Below are 20,937 nucleotides of genomic sequence, written 5' to 3' on the forward strand. Positions count from 1 at the left end.
GCAGGGAAGAAAAATGATTTAGCTTCTAATTAATGTATATGATGATACAGATTTTGCTTCTCCGGATGTCATCAGGCAATCAGCGGCATGATGAAGGGTCGCTCCTGTCGTATACAAGTCGTCAATCAATATGACATCCAGATTCTTTACTGACCCCTTTTCGGTTCTAAAAACGGTTTTTGGCTTAATTCGCTCTTTCCTGCTTTTTTTGGATTGTTTTTCATTTTCGATTCTGATCAAGGGATGAATAACGGGTATTTGTAATAAGGAAGCAAGACGCTCCGCCTGATTAAATCCCCTCTCCGCTTTACGTTCTTCACTGAGAGGTATCGGAACTAAAACAGACGGGCTGCGGCGGAAGTATTGTTGAAAAGCGCTGATAAATGAAGGGGCAAAAGCGAAGACCAGTTCAGCATCACCTCTGAACTTAAAACGGGCAAGGACTTCTTTCATGAAAGTATTGTAGAGATAAACAGAGCGGTTTTGCCTCAAAAGAGAGCGGGTTAACGGATTGGCCTCCCATTTTGCGCAGTCACCGCACAGCTCTTCGCTCCCCTGTGGCCGTCCGCACTTAGGGCATACGGTTCCTTTGATCTCGATAAAGTTCTCTTTACATTCCCTGCATATTTTCTCTTCTGATCGTAAAAAGAAAAAAGAATGCCATGAGAGAGAATGTAAAAGAGGCGCTGCACAAATTAAACAATTCAGTTTATTCCCTCCCTCTTCGATTGCTTGCGCAAAGCGGGTTTTCATTCACCTTTCTGGCAGCTTCAGCCAAGGTGACAAGCATTGATGTATTCTTTTGTTTGTCAACGAGCTCTGCTTTTATGTAAGCCAGCTTCGACTGATCTGTTACATATTGCGGTTTTACTGCATTTAAAGCCAAGGCGAGCACATCCTCCCTGCACCTGCTGCACGTACAGCTCATGTGCAGCTGATCGATATACTGATCAAACAACTCTTCCAAAACAGCTTCTTTGGCGTTGACTAGCATCCGGCACCGCTCCTCATTTTATATTCATAGGTATACTTTACCATGAATATCAGACTAGTCAATCAACATTTCCTTTTTAGACATTTTATTCATGTTTTGAATATGACGTCGTGCCGCATTCATCGACTTTGTCCTGCCGTAATGAAAGAAACAGACGTCTCCATCTGTGTGCTCGGGATGCCTGCCGGCTCTTCCCGCCATTTGGACGAGGGCGCTTTCGGTAAAAACCGCCGACTCTGCCCCCAATACTCCAACCTGCGCTTTTTTGACGGTCACTCCTCTTTCCAAAATCGTTGTTGTCACGAGCACCTCAAGCTTACTTTCCCTAAACCGGTTCACTTTTTCATTTCTGTCAGGGTCATCGGCATAAACTCCTTCAGCGCGAAATGTTTCCTTTTTCAGCACACTGACCACAGATTTAAGAACAGGGACAGAGGGAACGAATAAAAAAACCGGTTGCTGCAGTTCTTGGTGCTTAAAAAGCCATTTTTTGAGGCGAAAAGGAACTTTTCTTCGTTTCAAACTCTTTTTCCAATTTCCGCACCAAATCAATGTAGGTTCAGGCAAGGGGCTGCGGTGGAATCTCGCGGGAATACGGACGGTGTCCAGCTTTCCGCTCTCAGCCCTTTTTTTCATATCTGCTGAAGGCGTGGCAGTTAAATAGATGTGAGCGCTTTGCCGTTTTGCCGATTTTTTAACAGCGTATTGCAGCGTGTTATCAATAGAATACGGAAAAGCATCCACCTCATCTATGATGATCACGTCAAATGCTTCTTTATAGCGGAGCAGCTGGTGGGTAGTTGAAATGATAAGCGGCGAGAGATTCCCAACGTCTGAGCTTCCTCCGTACAAAGCGGCAATTTCCACCCCTGGAAAGGCTTGGCGAAACCGCGGAGCAAGCTCGAGTACGACATCGGTTCTCGGAGTAGCGATACATACTGTCAAGCCGTTGTTCAGCGCGAATTCGATCCCTTGAAAGAGAAGTTCTGTTTTCCCCGACCCGCAAACCGCCCAGACCAACAGTTCTTCTTTTCTTCGTATAGCATTGATAATGGATTTGGCCGCTTTCTCCTGACCTGCTGAAAGCGCGCCTTTCCACTCCGTATGAACAGGCGCCCATTTATGGCTGACATGCATGTGCCAAGTCAACAGAGGCGTACAATCGCTCACCCTGCCCATCATGACGCAGGATCGGCAGTACACGCAGCATTTACTGCACCGATAGCAAGGATACCGGGCGAAAAATGAGCGTTCGTGCTGGCCGCACCTCAAACAAATAAAGCCTTTCTTCGTTTTTTTAATACCTTCCTCCGTTTTTATCAAGCCTTCTTGGATATGCCAATCAACGACGGATTCACGAAAAGGAAGTTCGCTTTTCAGAAGGTGGCGCTGCTCCAAACATGACCGCAATTCACGGGTATAGAATGCCGGTTGTTCGATGTGAATCACCTCCAATCTGCCATTTAGTATCTATCATCCATGGTTTCTTGTAAAACAGTCAAAATCTAAAAATCTCCCTTCAAAACAGTTGAAAAAAAAATCTCCGTTTTGCAAAACGGAGATTGGCTTTTATACTGTATACCAGGCGATACCCATCGCTCCTTCACCAAGGTGAGTGCCGATCACAGGCCCGAAATAGCTTTTATAAAATTCGACATGTGCATATTGCTTCGACAATTCTTCGATTATTTGATCGGCTTCTTCTTCACGGTTGGCATGAATCACAACCGCTCTCAGCGGCTTTCCTTTCTCGGCATCTTCGCCAAAAAGCTCAAATAAACGGTTCATCGCTTTTTTTCTCGTCCGGATTTTCTCGTAGGGAACGATCAGCTTGTTCTCAAAATGCAAGATCGGCTTTACTTTTAAAAGGCTTCCGACAAAAGCCTGGGCGCCGCTCAGACGTCCTCCCCTTTGCAAATGTGAAAGGTCGTCAACCATAAAATAAGCCCTCATCGAGGTTTTCATATGATCCAAGTGGCGGATGATTTCCTCAGGAGCCGCTCCTTTTTCCGCCATCTCAGCCGCCTCGATCGCATAAAAACCCTGAGCCATGCAGCTGATTTCCGAATCAAACGGATACACTTTAATTCCTTCAAGCATACCGCTTGCTGATACAGCGCTGTTGAATGTTCCGCTGATGCCGCTGGAAAGGTGGATGCTGATGACCGCGTCATATGTTTCACCGAGTTTTTCATAGAGAGAAATCAACTCGCCGTAGGCGGGCTGGGAAGTCGTCGGGAGATTTTCGTGGGCTTTTACTTCTTTGTAATAGTCCTTCCAGCTCATATCGATCTCTTCCCTGTATGAAGTCTCTCCAAAGATCACATTGAGAGGTATCATATGAATATTGTAGCGGTCACGCAGGTCTTTAGGTATATATGCCGTACTGTCTGTTACTACTGCTGTTTTCATGAAATAAACCTTCCTTATGAAAGATACTCTTTTCTATTCTAAAAGAAAAAGCAGCTTTTTTCATTATAAAGTTTAATTTTCTGCCAAAAGAAAAGACCTGCCTTATGGCAAGTCCATCTTTATCTCATTTCTACCCAGCCGTTTTTAATGGCTACAACAACAGCCTGCGTTCTGTCGTTTACATTCATTTTTTGAAGGATGTTGCTGACATGGTTTTTAACCGTTTTTTCACTGATAAATAATGATTCGCCGATTCCGCGGTTGCTTTTTCCATCCGCCAGCATCTGCAGTACCTCGCATTCCCTTCTTGTGAGAATGTGAAGAGGTCTCCGGATTTCCGGATACACCTCATGCTGAGCGTGAGATGATACACCGCTTGTTGCAAGACGGCGGAATTCATTCACAAGATTGTGTGTAACCTTAGGATGCAGATAAGATCCGCCTTCAGCTACTACTTTCACGGCTTCGATCAGCGTATCGGCATCCATTTCTTTCAGCAGATAGCCCCGGGCTCCTGTTTTTAATGCATGTGTAACATAGTTTTCGTCATCATGGATGGATAAAATAATAACCTTTGATTCCGGATACAAGTCGACCAGTTGTTTTGTCGCTTCTACTCCGTTCACATTCGGCATATTAATATCCATGATAACAACATCAGGATGGTAGTGCTCGACAATGCGAGCCGCTTCATCTCCGTCGTCTCCTTCGGCCACTACCTCAAAGGTAGGTTCGAAATCCAAAATCCGTTTGACACCTTCACGGAATAACTGATGATCGTCAATAATTACAATATTTACTTTAGTCACAAGCTACGCCTCCCCATTCTCATTGTTAAACACACCGCTTTTATGGTCAATATGTCTTTTGTCTCTATTTTACAATTATCTTTACAAAGACAGTGGAACTTTAATCAATATAAATGTCCCAAGACCTATTTTCGAATCGATTGTCATTGAGCCTTCGAGCAAATCGACTCTTTCTTTCATACCTAGCAGACCGAAAGATTTGTTCTTCTTGCCTTTTACTTCTTTTAAGTCAAAGCCGTTTCCATTGTCTTTGATAATCAGCGTCACAAAATCTTTTGTCACTTCTACTTTAACATGAATTTCAGTTGATTCGGAGTGTTTTAAGGCGTTTGTCACCGCTTCCTGTGCAAGCCGGAATAGTGCAACCTCAAACCGCGGTGCTATTCTTCTTTCTTCGGATTCTCCGATGCATTGGAAATGAATCTTTGCTTTTCCATGATAATCTTCGATCGTGTTCAAGTATTTTCTGAGCGTCGGTATCAATCCCAAATCGTCTAAAGCCATCGGCCTTAAATCATAAATGATTCTTCTGACTTCATAAAGAGCATTTCTGACGTTTTGCCGGAGGTTTTTAATTTCCTGAAAGCCTTCTTCTGTTCCTTTGTCTCTGAAGATGCGTTCGATCAGTTCAGATCTCATCATAACGTTGGCCAGCATTTGCGCAGGACCGTCGTGAATTTCCCTTGAGACCCTTTTTCTTTCTTCCTCCTGGGCTTCGATAATCCGCAGTCCGAAATCCTGCTTGGCCTGCGCATCTTCAAGGAGAACGCCGACCTGGCGCAGATCCTGATTTAAGTAGTTTAAGACGACGGTAATCTGACTGACAAGCCCTTCTGAACGCTCGATGATTTCCTGAAGCCCCAAAAGGCGCCGTTCCAGATCATCACGCTTCTCTCTCAGCTGCTTTTCCCGCTGCTGGATCATTGTCAGTTCAACCTGCAGTTTGTGGGCTTTTTCATAAGCTTCGCGAATCTCTTCTTCACTGAATTTATGAAAGTTTCTGCTGACCTCTGACAAGCGGTTCCGCGCATGGCGGGCATGCACTTCCAGCCTGTCTCCAAGATCGATGACTTCGTTGACCTGCTGTTTAATCTGTTTCAGCTCTTCTACCAAGCCTTCGTATTGCTGGCGGGACTGCTCTCCGATTTGAAAGACTTCATCCTTGCTCCCGTCAACCGTTTTTAACATCTTCATAATGATTGAATCTAAAACTTTGGAGTCCATTTTGGAAACGCTCACCCATTTTCCCTCCGTAACAGCATTGTCATTTAGTTTTATCATAAATTTCATTGAACTGAAATTCGTGTCGAATTATAATGAAAGAATGCGTATTCTGGTTTTTTTATGGTTACCGATCCATTTCTATTTAATCATAACAAAATACGCGCCAAAATTCTAAGTCTGTTCGATTTTTAGGAGAACAGCCGCAGGCTTGTCAGGAGGTAAGCAGGCATGCTGCAAAGCTATCTGACTGTTGCAGGTGAAGGGACCCATGAAATCGTGATTGAAAAATCCCGGTTTATATGCCACTTGAGCCGCGTCAGTACTGAAGAAGAAGCACAGAACTTTATCAACCACATAAAAAAGCAGCATTGGAATGCGACGCATAATTGCTCGGCTTACGTCATAGGAGAAAATGATCAAATTCAAAAAGCGAATGACGACGGAGAACCGAGCGGGACAGCGGGCGTACCGATGCTTGAAGTTTTGAAGAAACGCAACCTTAAAGATACATGCGCCGTTGTGACGAGATATTTCGGCGGCATTAAACTCGGCGCAGGAGGATTGATAAGGGCTTACGGAAAATCCGTGTCAGAGGGGCTGAACCATGTCGGCGTTGTCGAACTAAAGCTGATGCGGGTCATGCACACCACTGTGAACTATACATGGATCGGCAAGCTTGAAAACGAGCTTCGCGAGTCCCCTTATCAAATAAAAGACGTTCACTATGCAGACGATGTCGAATTTGAAACGTATGTCAAGGAAAGCGAAAAACAGGCATTTACGGAATGGATAACCGAATTAACAAATGGCAAGAGTGAGAATAGAGAAGGCATTCAAGTCTATTTGGAAGAAGCTTTTAATAATTAAAGGAGAATCATCTTATGGCTGAGCGTATTAAAGTGAAAGTGCGGAAAAAAAAGAATAAAAAGAGAAGGCTGATTAAACGGTTTATAGTCCTTATGCTGCTCGCACTTCTCGCAGTCGGCGGAGTGGGCATATATAAAATTATAAACACGATTTCCGCGGCTGACGGCACTTATGATGAGCTTGAACGCGGAGAGAAGTCGAAGCTCAGGGACGATGTTGTTGATATTCAAAAAAAGCCGTTCTCGATTCTTTTTATGGGGGTTGAAGATTATTCGACAAACGGCGAGCACGGCCGGACGGATTCCCTGATTGTCGTGACGCTCGATCCTAAAAAGAAGTCGATGAAAATGCTGAGCATTCCGCGGGACACAAGGGTTCATTTGGCCAGCGACACAACCGGCACAAAAACAAAAATTAATGCGGCCTATGCAAAAGGCGGCAAGGATGAAACAATTGAGACGGTTGAGGATTTCCTCGGAATCCCGATCGACTACTATGCAACGGTCGATTTTGACGGGTTTAAAGATGTCATCGATGAAATCGGCGGAATCGATGTCGATGTGCCGTTTGACTTTAGCGAAAAAAGCGATGTCTCCAAATCGAAGAGAATCTATTTTAAAAAAGGAAATATGCATCTAAATGGTGAGGAAGCTCTTGCCTACGCAAGGATGAGAAAACAGGATAAGCGTGGAGACTTCGGGAGAAACGACAGACAGAAGCAAATTTTAAAAGCCGCTCTTGATCAAATCTCAAAACCGCAAAACCTCGCTAAAATTGATACAATTGCCCAAAAAGCAAGCAAAAACATTCAGACGAATTTTAGAATCACGCAGGCGCTGGCGCTTCAACAAATTTACAGCGGCTTTGCCGGCGATGATATCAAAACATTAAACATCACAGGACAGGATCTTACGATTGCAAATGTTTACTACTTTGAGCCTGACCAGCAAAACCTGGAAAACGTGCAAAATGAATTGACCCATCATTTGTACCCGGACTCAGCTGCCGATTCGAGCGGAACATCGTCTGAATCTTCCGCAACCGCTGACGGTGCGGACAGCTCAGCTGAATCGTCTGCTGCTTCTTATTGATCGGCTCTGTTGAATGTTAAATTCATAAATGAATAAATTGAAGGGGAACTCTTTATATATTTAGGGTTCCCCTTTCTTTTTAAGCTAGCGTAACTTACTATTTGAACAAGGCAAATGATTGATCATACTATGCTTTAAATAATTATACTGTTTTTCGCTGGTATCTGAGAATGCCTCGTCTCTATTTGAGGGAATATCCATATACAGGATGTCTTCTTTGAATTGAGAAACCGTTAAATCATATCTTTTACCATTGACAAAATTATAAAAATGCCACCCTTCAGGCAGCTTTGTTTTCTTTATTTCTCCACCTAATATATCATTTACGACTAGCGCGGTTACGCCGCATTGTCCCTTGGCAGGGTTATCCTTACTCCATTTTGAACTTGAATCTGAAGACCAGGATTTATACAATGCTTTCACTATTTGTTCGATTTGTCCAAGGTAATGATCATCCATAAATAACCCTCCTTTTCATAAAGTTTTAGTTATTCAGCCATTATTAAAAACCCGCTTATGATACTTCCGGAAATGCGGTAAAAATAAAACCCCTGGAAACCAGGGGTTTTTTGCGTTCATTAATTCCTCTTCACCATCCGCCTGTAAAACTTCGTAAAAGGCTTGTACTGCTCATTTACAAGGCCTGTCACCTCTGCGATGATCTGCATGAACAGTATTAAGCCGAAGATGATGAAGATGGACACCCATAGGGTTGCGGTTTTTAAAAGAATGGCGCTCAGGCTGAAGACGACGCCGATTAAATAAATGACGATAACGGCTTTCCGATGGGACAGGCCGAAGGCCATCAGCCTGTGGTGAATATGCGATTTATCGGGAGCCGAAATCGGCTGCTTGTTTAAAATCCGCCTGATGATCGCAAATGTCGTGTCAAATATCGGCACTCCTAATATAATAATCGGGATGACGACGCTGAACAGAGTCACGCTTTTATACAGCCCCAGCAGCGACAGAACCGAGATCACATAGCCCAAAAACAGCGAGCCCGTGTCTCCCATAAAAATTTTCGCCGGGTGGAAGTTGTAGAACAGAAAGCCGACCGTGCTTCCGATGACTACCAGCGACAAAGAGAAGATCAAGATTTTATCGGCAGAAAACGCCATGACGGCAATCGTCGAGAGGCCGATGACGGATATACCCGCAGCCAGTCCGTCCAATCCGTCGATTAAATTGATGGCATTGGTGATCCCGACGATCCACAAAATCGTCAACGGGTATGCGAGCCACCCCAAATCAAAGCGAAGATCCCAAAACGGAATCGATAAAAATTCCATTTTCAAGCCTGTACTGACGATGATGCAGGCTACTAATACTTGTACGATAAATTTAATTCTCGCGCTTAAATTGTATTTGTCATCTACAATGCCTAAAATTACGATCATAAAAGCACCGAGTGTAATTGCTGTTATTCTGTTTTCATAAAGGCCGCCGGCAAACGAACCGGTCAATACTCCTATAAAAATGGCTAAACCGCCCATTCTCGGCATTACTTTATCATGTATCTTTCGTTTATCCGGCTGATCCACGACCCCGGATTTGATTGCTAGACGTTTGACAAGCGGAGTAATAATTAAAACAGTAATGAGAGAGACAAAAAACGCAATTACAGTGCGTTCATAAGACATAAGGAAGTCTCCTTTTTAAATGAAGTCTGGTCGTATAAAAGATCATACCTTTTCATTATACAATTTCATTATTTATTATAACAAGCTCCAGCCAAAAGAAACATCACGAATTAATATCCCCCGCCGCAAATTATGCATCCTTATTCAAGTTCAATTTATCAAGCATCATTAAAAATAGATGATGCCAGTCTCTTTCACGTGCGATCTTTCTGCGCAGTTCCACATGGGAAACATCATCATGCGCAAGCTCCAGCTCTTCACAAACCGCTGTAAATTCAGCGGGGTCGTTTCCTGTTAAATGACGGTAAACGTGTTCCTGTTCAACCTTTTCCGTTGAAGGGAGGTTCATACCTGCGACAGGCTTTCCGGCAGCCAAAAATTCAAACAGCTTTAAAGGAAATACCGCATTGTTATATGGCGACGGTTTATACGGCATGATACCGATATCCACTACATTCATATAAGCTGGTACTTCTGACGGCGCAGCGGGGCCCGTCCAGATGACATTATCTTCTTCAAGAAGCGCTTTAAAATCTTCGTCTCCGTTTGTCCCGTCAGGACCGACAAATAAAAATGTCCACTCTTTTTTTGTTCTGGCAGCTTCTTTGACGAGCTTAAAATCGAGCTTCGGCTTGATTCCTCCGATAAAGCCGAGGACGGTTCCTTCCCTTCCCTTCAATACATCCGCTTTTTGCATATTTTCTGCAAACAAGCTGTACTCCACACCGTTTTCGATTGTAAAAACCGGCTTTGTCTCTCCTTGAAGCCGGTCTGCTACATTTTGTTGCAAGTATTCGGAAGTGCAAAAAATCGTATCAGCAGCTTTGATGATTCTGCCTTCAGCTTCAAAAATGACCTTTTGCCTGAATCCTGAGACAAGGCTTTGGCTACCGCTGATCGGGGCCGCCCACAGGTCGCTGCAGTCATAGATGACCTGATCCCATTGATAAAGCGACGACAGCAGCGGAAAGCCGGGGAAGGTGTACCATAAGCACACCTTTTCTCCCTGAACGTCTTCTTTCAGCCGGTCAAGCAGCGGCTTCAGCTTGCTTTGATAGAAAACATCTTTGTAGCGGGCAAACCTGAATATTTTCTTTTTCAAAAAATCTTTGACTGCAAATTGCTTGATTCCGTTGTCAAGCAATGTAAAAGTCTCACGGGAAGGATTTTCAGACGGACAAACCCAAATGACTTCCTTCGTCTCCTTGCGGCCTGCTAAAAACTCAGCAAGGCGGTGCCTTCTGTATCTTAGCTGATCCTGCCCCCATTCACCTGTCGCTACTATGACGTGTATGAATTGATCTGCTTTCACTTTCAATCACCTTTTCTGTCAATGCCGTTATAATCTTTTCATTACTGCGTTCTTAGCGTAATGGAAAAAGCACCATGTCGCTTTCATCAAGTGAAGTCGTTCGATTTCCCTGTATACGTACCAGGTTTTTCGCGCCGCCTTCCACTTGTTTCTGGAGATCGATGTTTCAACGATGCGGTATTCCGCGAGGGGTTCGTTCAGTCCATATGCCTTGAACCCCCGCTTTAATACGGACAGCCATGTCGCCAAATCCTGGCGGGTTCTAATATTCGGCATCCGGATATCACCCGTTTGTTCTCTGTCAATCATCACCGTCAAGCAGCCGATGATCGTATTTTTTAATACATCATCATATGTAAGGCTTACGGGTGCATGAATGGTTTTATGAAGCGGTTCGCCGTCTTGGCTGATCAGCTCGTATGCCGTAAATGAGAAAGCATGCTGATGCTTTCTCATGAAGGCGAGCTGCTTATCCAGCTTTTCTGCTTTCCAAACATCATCGCTGTCCAAAAAGGCGACATAGCGCCCTTCGGCTTTGCTGAGCGCCGCATTTCGCGCCGCTGCAGCACCTTGATTCTCTTTCAGAAAAATGGCATGGATCCGCTCATCATCTTCTTCATAGCGCTTCAAAATGTCTCTTGTCCCATCTGTTGAGCAATCATCGGCAATGATCATTTCCCAGTCGGAAAACGTCTGATTTAAGACGGACTTAATGGTTTTTTCGATAAATTCCTCCGCGTTATAGGAAGGCGTAATGACAGAGATTAAAGGTTTTTGCCTCGTCATGGTCCTGATCCACATCCCCAATTAAAAATTTAACGTTCTCTGAAAACTTCCGGAATGACAATGATAAAAAATGACAGCGCTAAACCGATCAGTACGCCCAGCACCGCTCTTTTCTTAGGCGACATGCCGGCAGCCTGGTTATCAAGCACGATCAACGGCTCAATTTCTTCAGCAGCCTTCATATCAAGCTTGCTTGTTTCAAGCTCATACAAAAACCGCTGTTTGTCAACTTTGGAATCAGCGCTGACTGTTTCGTCTTCAAGCGCCTTAATATTCTTTTCAATGACTTCTTCTCTTTTTGAGAACAGCGCCTTATCGCCTTTCATATAGGCATCTTTAATTTTTCCTAAAGTATCCAATGTTTCCTGTTTATCAGGCCCTGTGTAGCTTAAGTTGAAAAGTGAATCCGTTCTGATTTCAATCGCCAGATCGTCTTTCAATTGCGCCAGATCCTCTTCCGGCATATCCGGGAAAATGTCCTTTAAAAAAGCTTCGTTTTTCAACAGCAGCGGCACTTGCTTTGCATTGTTGTACTTCGCTTCTCCATAGTTCCCGGTTGATATCGTTACAGTAGCCGTGTAATTAGATGGAGCAACGCTTCCCTTCGGCATAAAATAGCCGACAAGACCAAGAATAAGAGGAAGCGCAATAATCGCCACAATAAACTTTTTCACTCTACCAGCAATACGTTTGATTAAATTCATCACATGAATTTCTCCCTGTTTTTAAATTCGATTTTCAAAAATCACCTATACTGTTCGGTTTCATCCGTTCCGCAGACTCTAAAGGTATTAACCGTCGCAATCACAAGCGCGAGGAACACCCAATGGAAATATAAATTCGAGACGGAACTCGGACTGATGCTTGACACAAGGAAGGCGACGAGCGCGGCTGTCAAACCTTCAATAAGAAGCTTTGGCCGTCTTCCAAGCGATCTTTTATAATATCTGTAAAGCACGGTTATTAAATAAATGTACATCGTTAAATAACCGAGCATCATCACCACTCCAAAATTCGTCATGATCTCAACGAGCCAGTTATGAACCTCCACGACCCGGTCCGTATCGAACAGTGCATGATGCTCCAAATAATATGGCACATTGCCGGCGCCGACGCCAAATCCGTAAGTATCCAGCACATAATGCCCGGCGTTTTTCAACAAATTCGCCCTGGCGACATTGGATGGCAGCGGCTCGCTGAAATCGTGTGCGGTTTGCGGAGCCAAAAAGTATGTATAAAAAGCTCCGGTAATCTTTCCTGCAAACAGTGTGACAAAAGCGATACATCCTGCAGCTGCGGCGATGAGCGCCCATTTTTTAAGCACCTTCGGCAGCAAAATGAACACATAAACGGCAAGGCCGGCTATGACCCCCAGGATGCTGGCTCTTGATCCAGTCAGGAAAATCAAGTATGCCGAACAGAACGCAAGGAGCAGCCCCGCTATTTTTAAGTAGCTGTTTTTAATGTTTTTGAAAAAAGATAAATAAAAGAAAAAGCTGATGGACAGAAATGTCGCAAAGTCATTCTGGTTGAAAAAAACGGATGTCGGATAGTGCTGTTTATAGTGCGGCCCGTTATAAAGGGTCGAGCTCGGCAGGTGGTTTAACGTAAAGTGATTGTAAAACCCGATGACCATTAAAAATACGGTCATGACAAGCCATATGTAATAAAACGCGAGAATACGATCCATTTTTTGAAAAAACATGACAACCAGAAAAACCAAAAACATTCCCATTGCCAATAGGAACAGATATTTTATGCCATCAGTGGCAGACTTGACCCATAGCAGCGAAATCAGTCCATAGCAGAACCAAAACGCGAAAAACATCAGAATGCCTTTGACATGCACCTGCTTCCACTTTTCAAGGTGCTGGCTGCCTTTCAACATTTCCGCTATGAATAAGAATCCTGCCAGAATCAGAAGTATTCGATATGGAAACAGGCTGAAAAAGCCCAATTTAATCGCAAAAAAAGCATTGTTGGCAAAAGTTGCAGCGATGAGCAGATATAATACGGGCATCAGCAATTGCTCGGACGACAAATACTTCCGGAGCACAACGATCACAGCCAGCGCAATCAAAATTAGACACGCCAGCAAGATTTTTTTTGCATTGGACTGGGCCAATACAACGAATGCTAACCCTGCGGTCAATGCGGCGAGCCAAACCAGAACATTGACCGCGGAACGTTTGAGACTCATTTTTCCCCCTCCTTCCGCTTCTTTCTGGAAAAGGGCTGCCGACATCAGCCAGCAGCCAGTGATTTACGTATTCATTTCTTTTTTATAATATGAAATGGTCTTTTCCAGTCCTTCAGCAAGCGGCATTTTTGGTTCCCAGTTTAAGATTTTCTTTGTTTCTTCATTACACAGTGTGCTGTGGCGGATATCCCCCGGCCGTTCATCTTGATAAATCGGAGAAAGCTCAGAGTTCGTCGCTTTTTTCATCTCTGTAAACAGCTCATTGACCGTGATGGAAAAGCCGTTTGAAACATTTAAACAAACGTTTGATTGAGCTTTTAGCGCCTTTACGTTGGCACAAGCTACATCACCGACATAAATAAAATCGCGTGATTGTTCTCCGTCTCCAAAAATTACCGGAGCCTTGCCGCTGGTCAGCAAATCGGAGAAAATCGATACAACGCCGCCCTCTCCTTTTGCATCCTGGCGCGGCCCGTACACGTTGCTGTACCGCAAAATGCAATACTCGGTTCCATATAGATCATAAGCCAGTTTTAAATAGTTCTCCACTGTAAGCTTCGTCAGCCCGTAGGGTGAGCCTGGGTTTGTTTGGTGACGGGTGTCGACAGGCAGGTAATCCGGATTTCCATAAACAGCCGCTGATGATGCAAAGACGATCTTTTTCACATTGCATTCACCAGCTGCTTTAATGATATGGAGCGATCCTCTGATATTGATGTTTTCATCATTTAAAAAATCGCTGACAGACTCCGCTACGCTTACTTGTGCAGCTAAATGAACAATATAATCGGGATCAATGCTTTTGATGACGTCGATGACTTCCGGCTTCGTGATATCCTGCTCATAAAAGTCAATTGGGAGACCGTCAATGTTGGAGCGGTGTCCCGTAGTTAAATTATCAAGAATTGAAACCCGGTAATTTTCTTTTAGAAGCTGTTCAGCAATATGCGAGCCGATAAATCCGCATCCGCCTGTCACTAGTACTTTTTCCATTGTTATCCCCCCGTTGTTTATACGTTGGTCAGGATTCCTTCTCCCTGTACTTCCGGCCGTCCGATTGAATGGTAGATCATGCCTTCGTTTCTCATTTGTTCAATTTCAAATATATTTCTTCCATCGATTAAGACGGGGTTTTTCAAAGCAGACTTAAGTTTGGCAATATCCATGTTCTGTACTTCCGGCCACTCCGTCAATATGACGCACGCATCCGTATCCTGAATCGTCTCATACAGATCTTCGCTGTAAACGGCTTGATCGCCGAGAAGCTTTTCTGCTTCAGGTACAGCAATCGGATCAAACGCTTTGACTTTAGCACCGAGGCTTCTCAGCATCGGAATGACATCCAGAGACGGCGCCGAGCGCATATCGTTAGTATTCGGCTTGAATGCCAGCCCAAGAACCGAAATGGTCATGCCGTTTAAATCGCCGAACACATCAAGGAGCTTTTGCACAATGTGGGCGCGCTGCTTTTGATTCGTCTCGATGACAGCTTCAATCAATTTAAAAGGATAACCGACTGACTTCGCGATTTGCAATAAAGCCATCGTGTCTTTAGGGAAGCAAGAGCCGCCAAAGCCGATTCCGGCTTTTAAAAATTTACTGCCGATTCTCCTGTCGAGTCCGACGCCTTCAGACACCTTGGATACATCAGCTCCGACCCTTTCGCAAATATTCGCGATATCATTAATGAACGAGATCTTTGTAGCCAAAAATGCATTTGCAGCGTATTTAATCATTTCTGCACTTTCAAGGTTAGACTTGACGATTTTCGTTTGAAATGGCTTATGAAGCTCTTCAATAATGGCAGCAGCCTTTTCGCTTGTCGCGCCGATGACTGCTCTTTCCATATTCATCGTATCGTAAATAGCTGTTCCTTCACGAAGGAATTCCGGATTCGACACGACGTCGAAAGGGAATTCCCCTTTTGAATTGCGTTCTATAATGGCTTGTACGAGCTTTCCTGTTCCAACAGGGACAGTGCTTTTGTTGACGATGACTTTATAGCCGTTCAGGTGCTTCCCGATCATTTCGGCAACGGATTTAACAAATGTCAGATCCGCTTCCCCTGTTTCCGACATCGGTGTACCGACTGCAATATAAATAATCTCAGCTTCTTCAATCGCTTTTGGAATATCAGTAGAGAAAAATAAGCGATTTTCGTTTACGTTTTTATCCACAAGTTCTTTTAGGCCGTTTTCATAAATCGGCATCACTCCGGCTGAGAGTCCTCTTATTTTTTCAGCATCAATATCGCAGCAGACAACCGAGTTTCCCACTTCGGCAAAACAAGTTCCAGACACCAGCCCGACATATCCCGTTCCAATGACAGCGATTCTTTTCAACATTATCATTCCCTTCTTTCAGCTGACCCTTCAAATCCAATAGCTTGATTTAGGTAATGATCTTTATCTCTTTCTATTGAAAAAATCTGGGTTTTTCGTTTTCCCAATCCTTATTTTTATTAGCTTAGACGCAAATAAATGGGTTTAAACAGTATTATATTCAACATTCATACGCATATTAACCGACAGACCCCAACTTAATTTTTGTTCTTGACAACATCCCCATACACATCCAGCAGCTTTCCGGCATTTTTAAAGGCGTCATAATCCTCGTGCACCGTTTGATACAGCTCTTCAGCGATGGCTTCTTGCCAATTGCCGCCTTCCAAATATCCCTTGACAGCTTCTGTTATGCTGGAAGCCGAGTGCGGCTTGATCAGAAGGTGTTCATGCTTTCCGAATAAAGACGGAACCCCCCCGACCGCCGTACAAAGCACCGGAACCTTGAGAGCGAGCGCTTCAATGACAACAGTCGGCATCCCTTCAGAATACGAAGGGAGCACAAACAGATCTGATGCAGCCAGATATTCTGATATCTCATGGTTTGCGACCTGCCCCGTCAATACTGCTTTTTCACCGGCGATTTGACGGATGTTCTGCTTCTCCGGTCCGTCGCCGATGAATACAGCTCTGTAGCTGTCATCAAGCTGCCTGACCGCTTCTGCCAGCTCGGCTACTCCCTTTCCCTTCACCAAGCGGCCGACGAACGTCAGCAACTTTTTGTCTTGCGGCAGGCCGAGTTTCTCCCTCAATTCAAGTGTTGAAGCGGAGGGCTTTTGAAACCGGTCCAGGTTGACTCCAATAGGAAGCACCGAGCTTTCAGCACCGGTCATTTCTTTCGTTTTGGCTTTCAGCGCTTCGCTGACAGCCAATACTTTTGCTGCGGAATGCACAGCTGTTTCAAATGCTCGAAAAGCGCCTTTGCTGTAATGGGGATAAATATTGACATCGCTTCCGTGCAAAGTCAGAACATAAGGAACCTTCAGCTTCTGTGAAACAACGGCAGCGGCACCCCCGGATGGCATCGCGAAATGGGCATGGATAAGATCCGGCGCAAGCCCGTGCTTCTCGATCGTCCTCAATACAGACTTTGCGATCCGGCGATGCGGCTGAGCCCATTTTAGCTGTCCAGGCAAAGCCGTATACGGCGGCCTGTAAACCGGGATGCCTTTTCTTTCTTCATATTCCGGGACTGTTCGCACTTGACGGTATTTTTTTTTCAGCAGCCTGAGAGGAGCAGGATTCACAGGCAATGGACATATGACCGTCACATCAACGCCCTGCATCTGCAGCGCCTGAACCTGTGTTTCATGAAAAACGCCTTCTCCCGGCCTTTGACTGCTTGGATAAACGCTGGTAATCCAAAGAACCTTCAATGATGAACCGCCCTTTCTGCTGTCATCTTCCTAATTGGGCCCTCATAGCCCGCCGATAAAATTTGCCGACCAGAAAACCGTAAAAAATCCCGCTGATCCCGACGGAAACTGCCAGCTGAAGCATGGCGCCGTGAAGCAGATGTCTGCTGCCGACGCTCAAGACAAGAGCCAGCAATGCCATGAGCAGCGTCAAGGCCAGCGGTTTTCCAACGGTTCTGAAATATTCGCCCAGCTTCAGCTGGATGACATATTTGAGCAGCCATCTGCCGATAAAGAAATTGACCAGGCTGATCGCTGCATATGTCCAGGCGGTGATCGTCAAATCATTCGTTAATACCGCCGCGTAAAGAGACAGCCCATAAAGGAGCATGATCCCGCTGTCCCAATAAAATGCCAGGTCTGCTCGCCCCTTCGCCAGCAAAACCGATCCGTTCGGATTCATCAGAACCCTGAGCAGCCCGACAATCGCGAGGATGTTCAGAACCGGTACGGCCTGCAGCCATTTTTCTCCGAAGACGACTTCAACAAATAAATCTGAAACAGTCGTCAGTCCGATCAGGAGCGGGAATGAAATCAGCGCGAGAAGCTTTGTCATATTTAAAAAGCCTTCGCGCAGCGTTTGGTTGTCCCCTTGATTCTTTGAGAAGACAGGAAACGCTACCCTTGTTACGATCGGATTGATTTTTAATACGGGAATCGTAATAATCTGATACGCCAGGTTATAGATTCCCAATGCTTCCGCACCGAGAAACCGCCCGATTAAAATCATGTCGATATTGGCGCCAAGCCTGTTTACAAGCCTTGAAGCAAGCTGAAACGCGCCGAACGAGAAAAATTCTTTCACTTCCCCCAATGCAAAGACGAAAGAAGGACGCCATTTTTTTAAATATACAGCAAAAAACATGATGCCTTTAACCGAATTAAGAAAAACTTGTGACAATGCATAGGCCACAATCGGATCCATCAGAAAAACCAAAACGAGCAGGAGCACAAAAGACAAAACGGTGACTCCCGCTTCTATTTTGCTCAGCACATTAAACTTCAGATCTTTTTGCAGCATATATTGATACTGCTGGCCGACCGGGGCGATTAAAAACATGACGGCCAAAATCCGCACTAGAAAAACAAGTTCGTCCCGCTGATAAAAGTCTGCGATGAACGGACTCAGGAAAAAGAGGCCGATAAACAAAAGGATGCCCGTTAGGATATTCAGCCAATACAAGGTCGATAATTGGCGTTCACTGATGTTCTCCTTTTGAATTAAAGCGGCCCCGAATCCCATATCGAGTACAATTTGTGTGAAAATCGTTACGGTGGTCAGCATTCCGACCAAACCGAATTCGGCAATTGTCATGATATTGCCGAGCAGTGCAAACTGTATAATTTGAATGACCGTGACGATCAAAGTTGAAACACTTGTCCATTTTGCACCGCTTAATATTTGTTTCGTAATGGTAGACATAGCATATTCCTAACTTCCTCGTATTATCTGGCTCCTTCGCCAGTCAATACTACTTTAATCGTTTTCAGCATAACCTTCAAATCGAGAAGAAACGTTAAATTCCGAATGTAATACAGATCGTGCACCAATTTTTCTCTCGGACTGATATCATAGCCTCCGTTCACCTGCGCAAGTCCCGTTAAACCCGGCTTAACGATTAAGCGGTTTTTAAATCCCGGAATTTCGTGGTGAAACTGAGCGGTAAACATCGGTCTTTCAGGCCTTGGCCCCACAATGCTCATGTCTCCGGCCAGCACATTGATCAACTGCGGAAGTTCATCGATTCTTGTTCTTCTTATAAAAGACCCGACTGCAGTGATGCGCGGATCATCCTTCTGAGCCCATTTCGCACCGGATTTTTCTGCGTCAATTCTCATAGAACGCAGCTTGATCACCTTGAAATGCTTCCCGTCTTTTCCGACGCGTTCCTGCCGGTATAACGGAGAACCCGGTGTTTCGATACAGATTAATATACAAAACAGCAGAATAAACGGCAGTGTAAGAGCGAGCCCAATCAAGGAAAGGACGATATCCATTATCCGTTTCATATATAAATAACGTACTGCTTTTTTAGATAGAGCACAGGAATAAGTTTGCTGGCTTGAATATTCATTGTACATTCTTAAACTTTTGTCGATACTCACTAGCATACACCTCGATTAGTATGTTACTGTTTGATCTATTCGTCAGTGTAGCATACGAACGTAAACACAATGTAAAGGAGTTATTAAAATTAGTAAATTCGTTGATTTTTTGTTAAAAATGCACCGCCTCCGTTTTATCTTTAATTTCACCAAAAATATCATACTATATAATAAAGACAAAACAAAGGCAGCATAGGCAATTTTTCGAAAAACGAGTTTTCTGTTTATATTTTAATAGTAAGCAACGATTCCGTCGTAAATCGCTTTAGCGCCTTTTTCTTTGTAAGTCGAGCTTTTGAGTTTTGTCGCATCGCTTACATTGCTGATAAACGCAAGTTCAACAAGGCAGCTTGGCATTTTTGATTCCCTGATGACATGGAAGTTGCCGATCTTTACACCGCGGTTTTTTGTATTCAATGCAACATAGAGACGGTTTTGAATCTCGGTTGCCAGCCGTTTGCTGTTGGCAGATTCATATGTTGTATAATAGTAGGTTTCTGTTCCGGAAGCAGCTGGCGTTGCCGAGTTTGCATGGATGCTGACAAACAAATCCGCATGATTTGACTGCGCTTTTGACACGCGCTGTGCGAGCGTCAGGTAAGTGTCGTTCGTTCTCGCCATAATTGGCAGAGCACCGCCGTTTGATAGTTTCGTATTAATTAATTTTGCAACATCAAGGTTCACGCTTTTCTCATATAAACCGTTGCCGACGGCACCGCTGTCTGTACCTCCGTGCCCTGCATCAATGAAGATTTTTTTGCCGACGATCGGATTCTTCAGCTGTGACACGACATTGGATTGAAGAGAAACCGTTCCGCCAAGCACAGTAAACGTCGTCATGTTTTTGGAACCGATCACTTCTCTTGTCGGTGTCGGCAAAGATGATGCATTCGTGAACATCATCGGACGGTTTTGCTTAGCCGCCAGAACAGATCCTGTTAATCCGTCGGCATACGCATAGCCGTTGCTGATGATTGCATTCTTGGCAGAAGAATAATATTTCTTGACGACATTGGCCGCGACTTCATAGCGGTTGCTGCCGCCGATCCGCGTCGGAGAAGCAAGCTGTTTGTAAACGCTGCTGGAGATGCTGACTTCACCGCCTACGACAATGGTCGATGTTGTTCCTTTGCTCTTCATCGCATTTTTTGTCGCTGTCGGTATGGAATTCGACGATGTTAAAAGAATCGGGATGCCGTTTCTCGCGGCATATGCGCCGATCGCAAGGCTGTCAGCATAGGCCGTCCCGTTTGCGATGACAGCTTTCGAATTGCTCGGCAGCTTATTCGCAATATTCGCCGCAACCTCGTAGCGATTCGCTCCGCCGATGCGTTCGACAGATGACACACCAAGCTTTTTGATCTCGCTTACGACACCGTTTTGAACGCTGACGGTTCCGCCGATTACGATCACTTTGCTAGGTTTTAATTGACTGATTCGGTTTTTAGTGGCCGTTGGCAGTTTAGACGCTTCCGTTAATAGAACAGGCGCGTTGTTTCGATAGGCAAATGGAGTCGCTGAAAGGACGTCTGCATATGCCTTTCCATTTGCAACAATCACAGTGCTTGCACTTGTCCACCCCTGCTTGGAAACGTTCACCGCAACCTCATATCGGTTTGCACCGTCTAATCTTGTGACAGAGTTGGCCGCAAATACATTAGGCACAAACAAAAAGAACCCTAACAACAACATAGGTACAGCTTTAAGAAAAACCCTCAAAAAAATAACCTCCAAAA

Annotated in this window: 20 protein-coding genes; 2 read left to right on the forward strand and 18 right to left on the reverse strand. The window is 44.6% G+C overall.

The window, feature by feature from the left end; translation table 11 throughout:
• Positions 1 to 18: 18 nt before the first annotated feature.
• The 6 genes from MKY62_RS18800 to MKY62_RS18825 form a co-directional block, all read right to left on the reverse strand.
• Entirely contained in the window at positions 19 to 753 is a 735-nt protein-coding gene (locus tag MKY62_RS18800) for an amidophosphoribosyltransferase (protein ID WP_011198352.1), read from the reverse strand.
• Entirely contained in the window at positions 710 to 994 is a 285-nt protein-coding gene (locus MKY62_RS18805) for a competence protein ComFB (protein WP_003185718.1), read from the reverse strand. Before MKY62_RS18805 ends, MKY62_RS18800 begins: the two co-directional genes overlap by 44 nt.
• A gap of 54 nt (positions 995 to 1,048) precedes the next feature.
• Positions 1,049 to 2,443 (reverse strand): DEAD/DEAH box helicase, encoded by a 1,395-nt coding sequence (locus MKY62_RS18810; RefSeq protein ID WP_003185720.1) that lies wholly within the window; start codon positions 2,441 to 2,443, stop codon positions 1,049 to 1,051.
• A gap of 120 nt (positions 2,444 to 2,563) precedes the next feature.
• Positions 2,564 to 3,406 (reverse strand): DegV family protein, encoded by an 843-nt coding sequence (locus MKY62_RS18815; protein WP_003185726.1) that lies wholly within the window; start codon positions 3,404 to 3,406, stop codon positions 2,564 to 2,566.
• A 119-nt stretch (positions 3,407 to 3,525) separates the two neighbouring features.
• Positions 3,526 to 4,215 (reverse strand): two-component system response regulator DegU, encoded by a 690-nt coding sequence (gene degU, locus MKY62_RS18820; RefSeq protein WP_003185730.1) that lies wholly within the window; start codon positions 4,213 to 4,215, stop codon positions 3,526 to 3,528.
• 81 nt (positions 4,216 to 4,296) lie between these two features.
• The gene (locus MKY62_RS18825; RefSeq protein WP_003185733.1) at positions 4,297 to 5,454 is read right to left on the reverse strand and encodes a histidine kinase; all 1,158 of its coding nucleotides are present in this window, start codon (positions 5,452 to 5,454) and stop codon (positions 4,297 to 4,299) included.
• Positions 5,455 to 5,667: 213 nt separating this feature from the next.
• Here MKY62_RS18825 and MKY62_RS18830 point away from each other — a divergent pair, with 213 nt between their 5' ends.
• Positions 5,668 to 6,306: a YigZ family protein gene (locus MKY62_RS18830; RefSeq protein WP_011198353.1), complete on the forward strand. Its 639-nt coding sequence runs from the start codon at positions 5,668 to 5,670 to the stop codon at positions 6,304 to 6,306.
• Positions 6,307 to 6,320: 14 nt separating this feature from the next.
• Positions 6,321 to 7,397 (forward strand): LCP family protein, encoded by a 1,077-nt coding sequence (locus MKY62_RS18835; RefSeq protein ID WP_003185737.1) that lies wholly within the window; start codon positions 6,321 to 6,323, stop codon positions 7,395 to 7,397.
• Positions 7,398 to 7,481: 84 nt separating this feature from the next.
• On the opposite strand, the gene MKY62_RS18840 is transcribed toward MKY62_RS18835, so the two are convergent.
• The 12 genes from MKY62_RS18840 to MKY62_RS18895 form a co-directional block, all read right to left on the reverse strand.
• A complete protein-coding gene (locus MKY62_RS18840; RefSeq protein WP_003185738.1) occupies positions 7,482 to 7,856 on the reverse strand; it encodes a hypothetical protein in 375 nt (124 codons plus the stop codon).
• Positions 7,857 to 7,975: 119 nt separating this feature from the next.
• Positions 7,976 to 9,040: an MraY family glycosyltransferase gene (locus MKY62_RS18845; protein WP_003185739.1), complete on the reverse strand. Its 1,065-nt coding sequence runs from the start codon at positions 9,038 to 9,040 to the stop codon at positions 7,976 to 7,978.
• A 130-nt stretch (positions 9,041 to 9,170) separates the two neighbouring features.
• Positions 9,171 to 10,352, reverse strand: a complete 1,182-nt coding sequence (locus tag MKY62_RS18850; RefSeq protein ID WP_011198354.1) for a glycosyltransferase family 1 protein — start codon at positions 10,350 to 10,352, stop codon at positions 9,171 to 9,173.
• 27 nt (positions 10,353 to 10,379) lie between these two features.
• Complete coding sequence (locus tag MKY62_RS18855; RefSeq protein ID WP_009329674.1) at positions 10,380 to 11,138, reverse strand: glycosyltransferase; 759 nt, start codon at positions 11,136 to 11,138, stop codon at positions 10,380 to 10,382.
• Positions 11,139 to 11,167: 29 nt separating this feature from the next.
• Positions 11,168 to 11,842 (reverse strand): hypothetical protein, encoded by a 675-nt coding sequence (locus tag MKY62_RS18860; protein ID WP_009329675.1) that lies wholly within the window; start codon positions 11,840 to 11,842, stop codon positions 11,168 to 11,170.
• Positions 11,843 to 11,883: 41 nt separating this feature from the next.
• On the reverse strand, positions 11,884 to 13,338 hold the full coding sequence (locus MKY62_RS18865; RefSeq protein WP_009329676.1) for an O-antigen ligase family protein: 1,455 nt from the start codon (positions 13,336 to 13,338) through the stop codon (positions 11,884 to 11,886).
• A gap of 63 nt (positions 13,339 to 13,401) precedes the next feature.
• A complete protein-coding gene (locus tag MKY62_RS18870; RefSeq protein WP_009329677.1) occupies positions 13,402 to 14,331 on the reverse strand; it encodes an NAD-dependent epimerase/dehydratase family protein in 930 nt (309 codons plus the stop codon).
• Positions 14,332 to 14,348: 17 nt separating this feature from the next.
• Positions 14,349 to 15,680 (reverse strand): UDP-glucose/GDP-mannose dehydrogenase family protein, encoded by a 1,332-nt coding sequence (locus MKY62_RS18875; RefSeq protein ID WP_085960457.1) that lies wholly within the window; start codon positions 15,678 to 15,680, stop codon positions 14,349 to 14,351.
• Between the two features lie 197 nt (positions 15,681 to 15,877).
• Positions 15,878 to 17,056 carry a glycosyltransferase family 4 protein gene (locus MKY62_RS18880; RefSeq protein WP_003185750.1) on the reverse strand — a complete coding sequence of 393 codons (1,179 nt, stop codon included), beginning with the start codon at positions 17,054 to 17,056 and terminating at the stop codon, positions 15,878 to 15,880.
• 22 nt (positions 17,057 to 17,078) lie between these two features.
• Entirely contained in the window at positions 17,079 to 18,518 is a 1,440-nt protein-coding gene (locus MKY62_RS18885; RefSeq protein ID WP_003185752.1) for an MOP flippase family protein, read from the reverse strand.
• Positions 18,519 to 18,541: 23 nt separating this feature from the next.
• Complete coding sequence (locus MKY62_RS18890) at positions 18,542 to 19,201, reverse strand: exopolysaccharide biosynthesis polyprenyl glycosylphosphotransferase (protein ID WP_003185754.1); 660 nt, start codon at positions 19,199 to 19,201, stop codon at positions 18,542 to 18,544.
• 231 nt (positions 19,202 to 19,432) lie between these two features.
• Positions 19,433 to 20,920 carry an N-acetylmuramoyl-L-alanine amidase gene (locus MKY62_RS18895; protein WP_011198357.1) on the reverse strand — a complete coding sequence of 496 codons (1,488 nt, stop codon included), beginning with the start codon at positions 20,918 to 20,920 and terminating at the stop codon, positions 19,433 to 19,435.
• Positions 20,921 to 20,937: the final 17 nt, after the last annotated feature.

The organism is Bacillus sp. FSL R7-0646, from assembly GCF_037969865.1.
Taxonomy (GTDB): domain Bacteria; phylum Bacillota; class Bacilli; order Bacillales; family Bacillaceae; genus Bacillus; species Bacillus licheniformis.

What these genes read in the sequence shown, in the direction of transcription:
- MKY62_RS18830 (WP_011198353.1), top strand. Translation starts at nt 5,668, where the DNA reads ATGCTGCAAAGCTATCTGACTGTTGCAGGTGAAGGGACCCATGAAATC.
- MKY62_RS18870 (WP_009329677.1), bottom strand. Translation starts at nt 14,331, where the DNA reads ATGGAAAAAGTACTAGTGACAGGCGGATGCGGATTTATCGGCTCGCAT.
- MKY62_RS18815 (WP_003185726.1), bottom strand. Translation starts at nt 3,406, where the DNA reads ATGAAAACAGCAGTAGTAACAGACAGTACGGCATATATACCTAAAGAC.
- MKY62_RS18800 (WP_011198352.1), bottom strand. Translation starts at nt 753, where the DNA reads ATGAAAACCCGCTTTGCGCAAGCAATCGAAGAGGGAGGGAATAAACTG.
- MKY62_RS18855 (WP_009329674.1), bottom strand. Translation starts at nt 11,138, where the DNA reads ATGACGAGGCAAAAACCTTTAATCTCTGTCATTACGCCTTCCTATAAC.
- MKY62_RS18860 (WP_009329675.1), bottom strand. Translation starts at nt 11,842, where the DNA reads ATGAATTTAATCAAACGTATTGCTGGTAGAGTGAAAAAGTTTATTGTG.
- MKY62_RS18840 (WP_003185738.1), bottom strand. Translation starts at nt 7,856, where the DNA reads ATGGATGATCATTACCTTGGACAAATCGAACAAATAGTGAAAGCATTG.
- MKY62_RS18865 (WP_009329676.1), bottom strand. Translation starts at nt 13,338, where the DNA reads ATGAGTCTCAAACGTTCCGCGGTCAATGTTCTGGTTTGGCTCGCCGCA.
- MKY62_RS18805 (WP_003185718.1), bottom strand. Translation starts at nt 994, where the DNA reads ATGCTAGTCAACGCCAAAGAAGCTGTTTTGGAAGAGTTGTTTGATCAG.
- MKY62_RS18835 (WP_003185737.1), top strand. Translation starts at nt 6,321, where the DNA reads ATGGCTGAGCGTATTAAAGTGAAAGTGCGGAAAAAAAAGAATAAAAAG.
- MKY62_RS18885 (WP_003185752.1), bottom strand. Translation starts at nt 18,518, where the DNA reads ATGTCTACCATTACGAAACAAATATTAAGCGGTGCAAAATGGACAAGT.
- MKY62_RS18845 (WP_003185739.1), bottom strand. Translation starts at nt 9,040, where the DNA reads ATGTCTTATGAACGCACTGTAATTGCGTTTTTTGTCTCTCTCATTACT.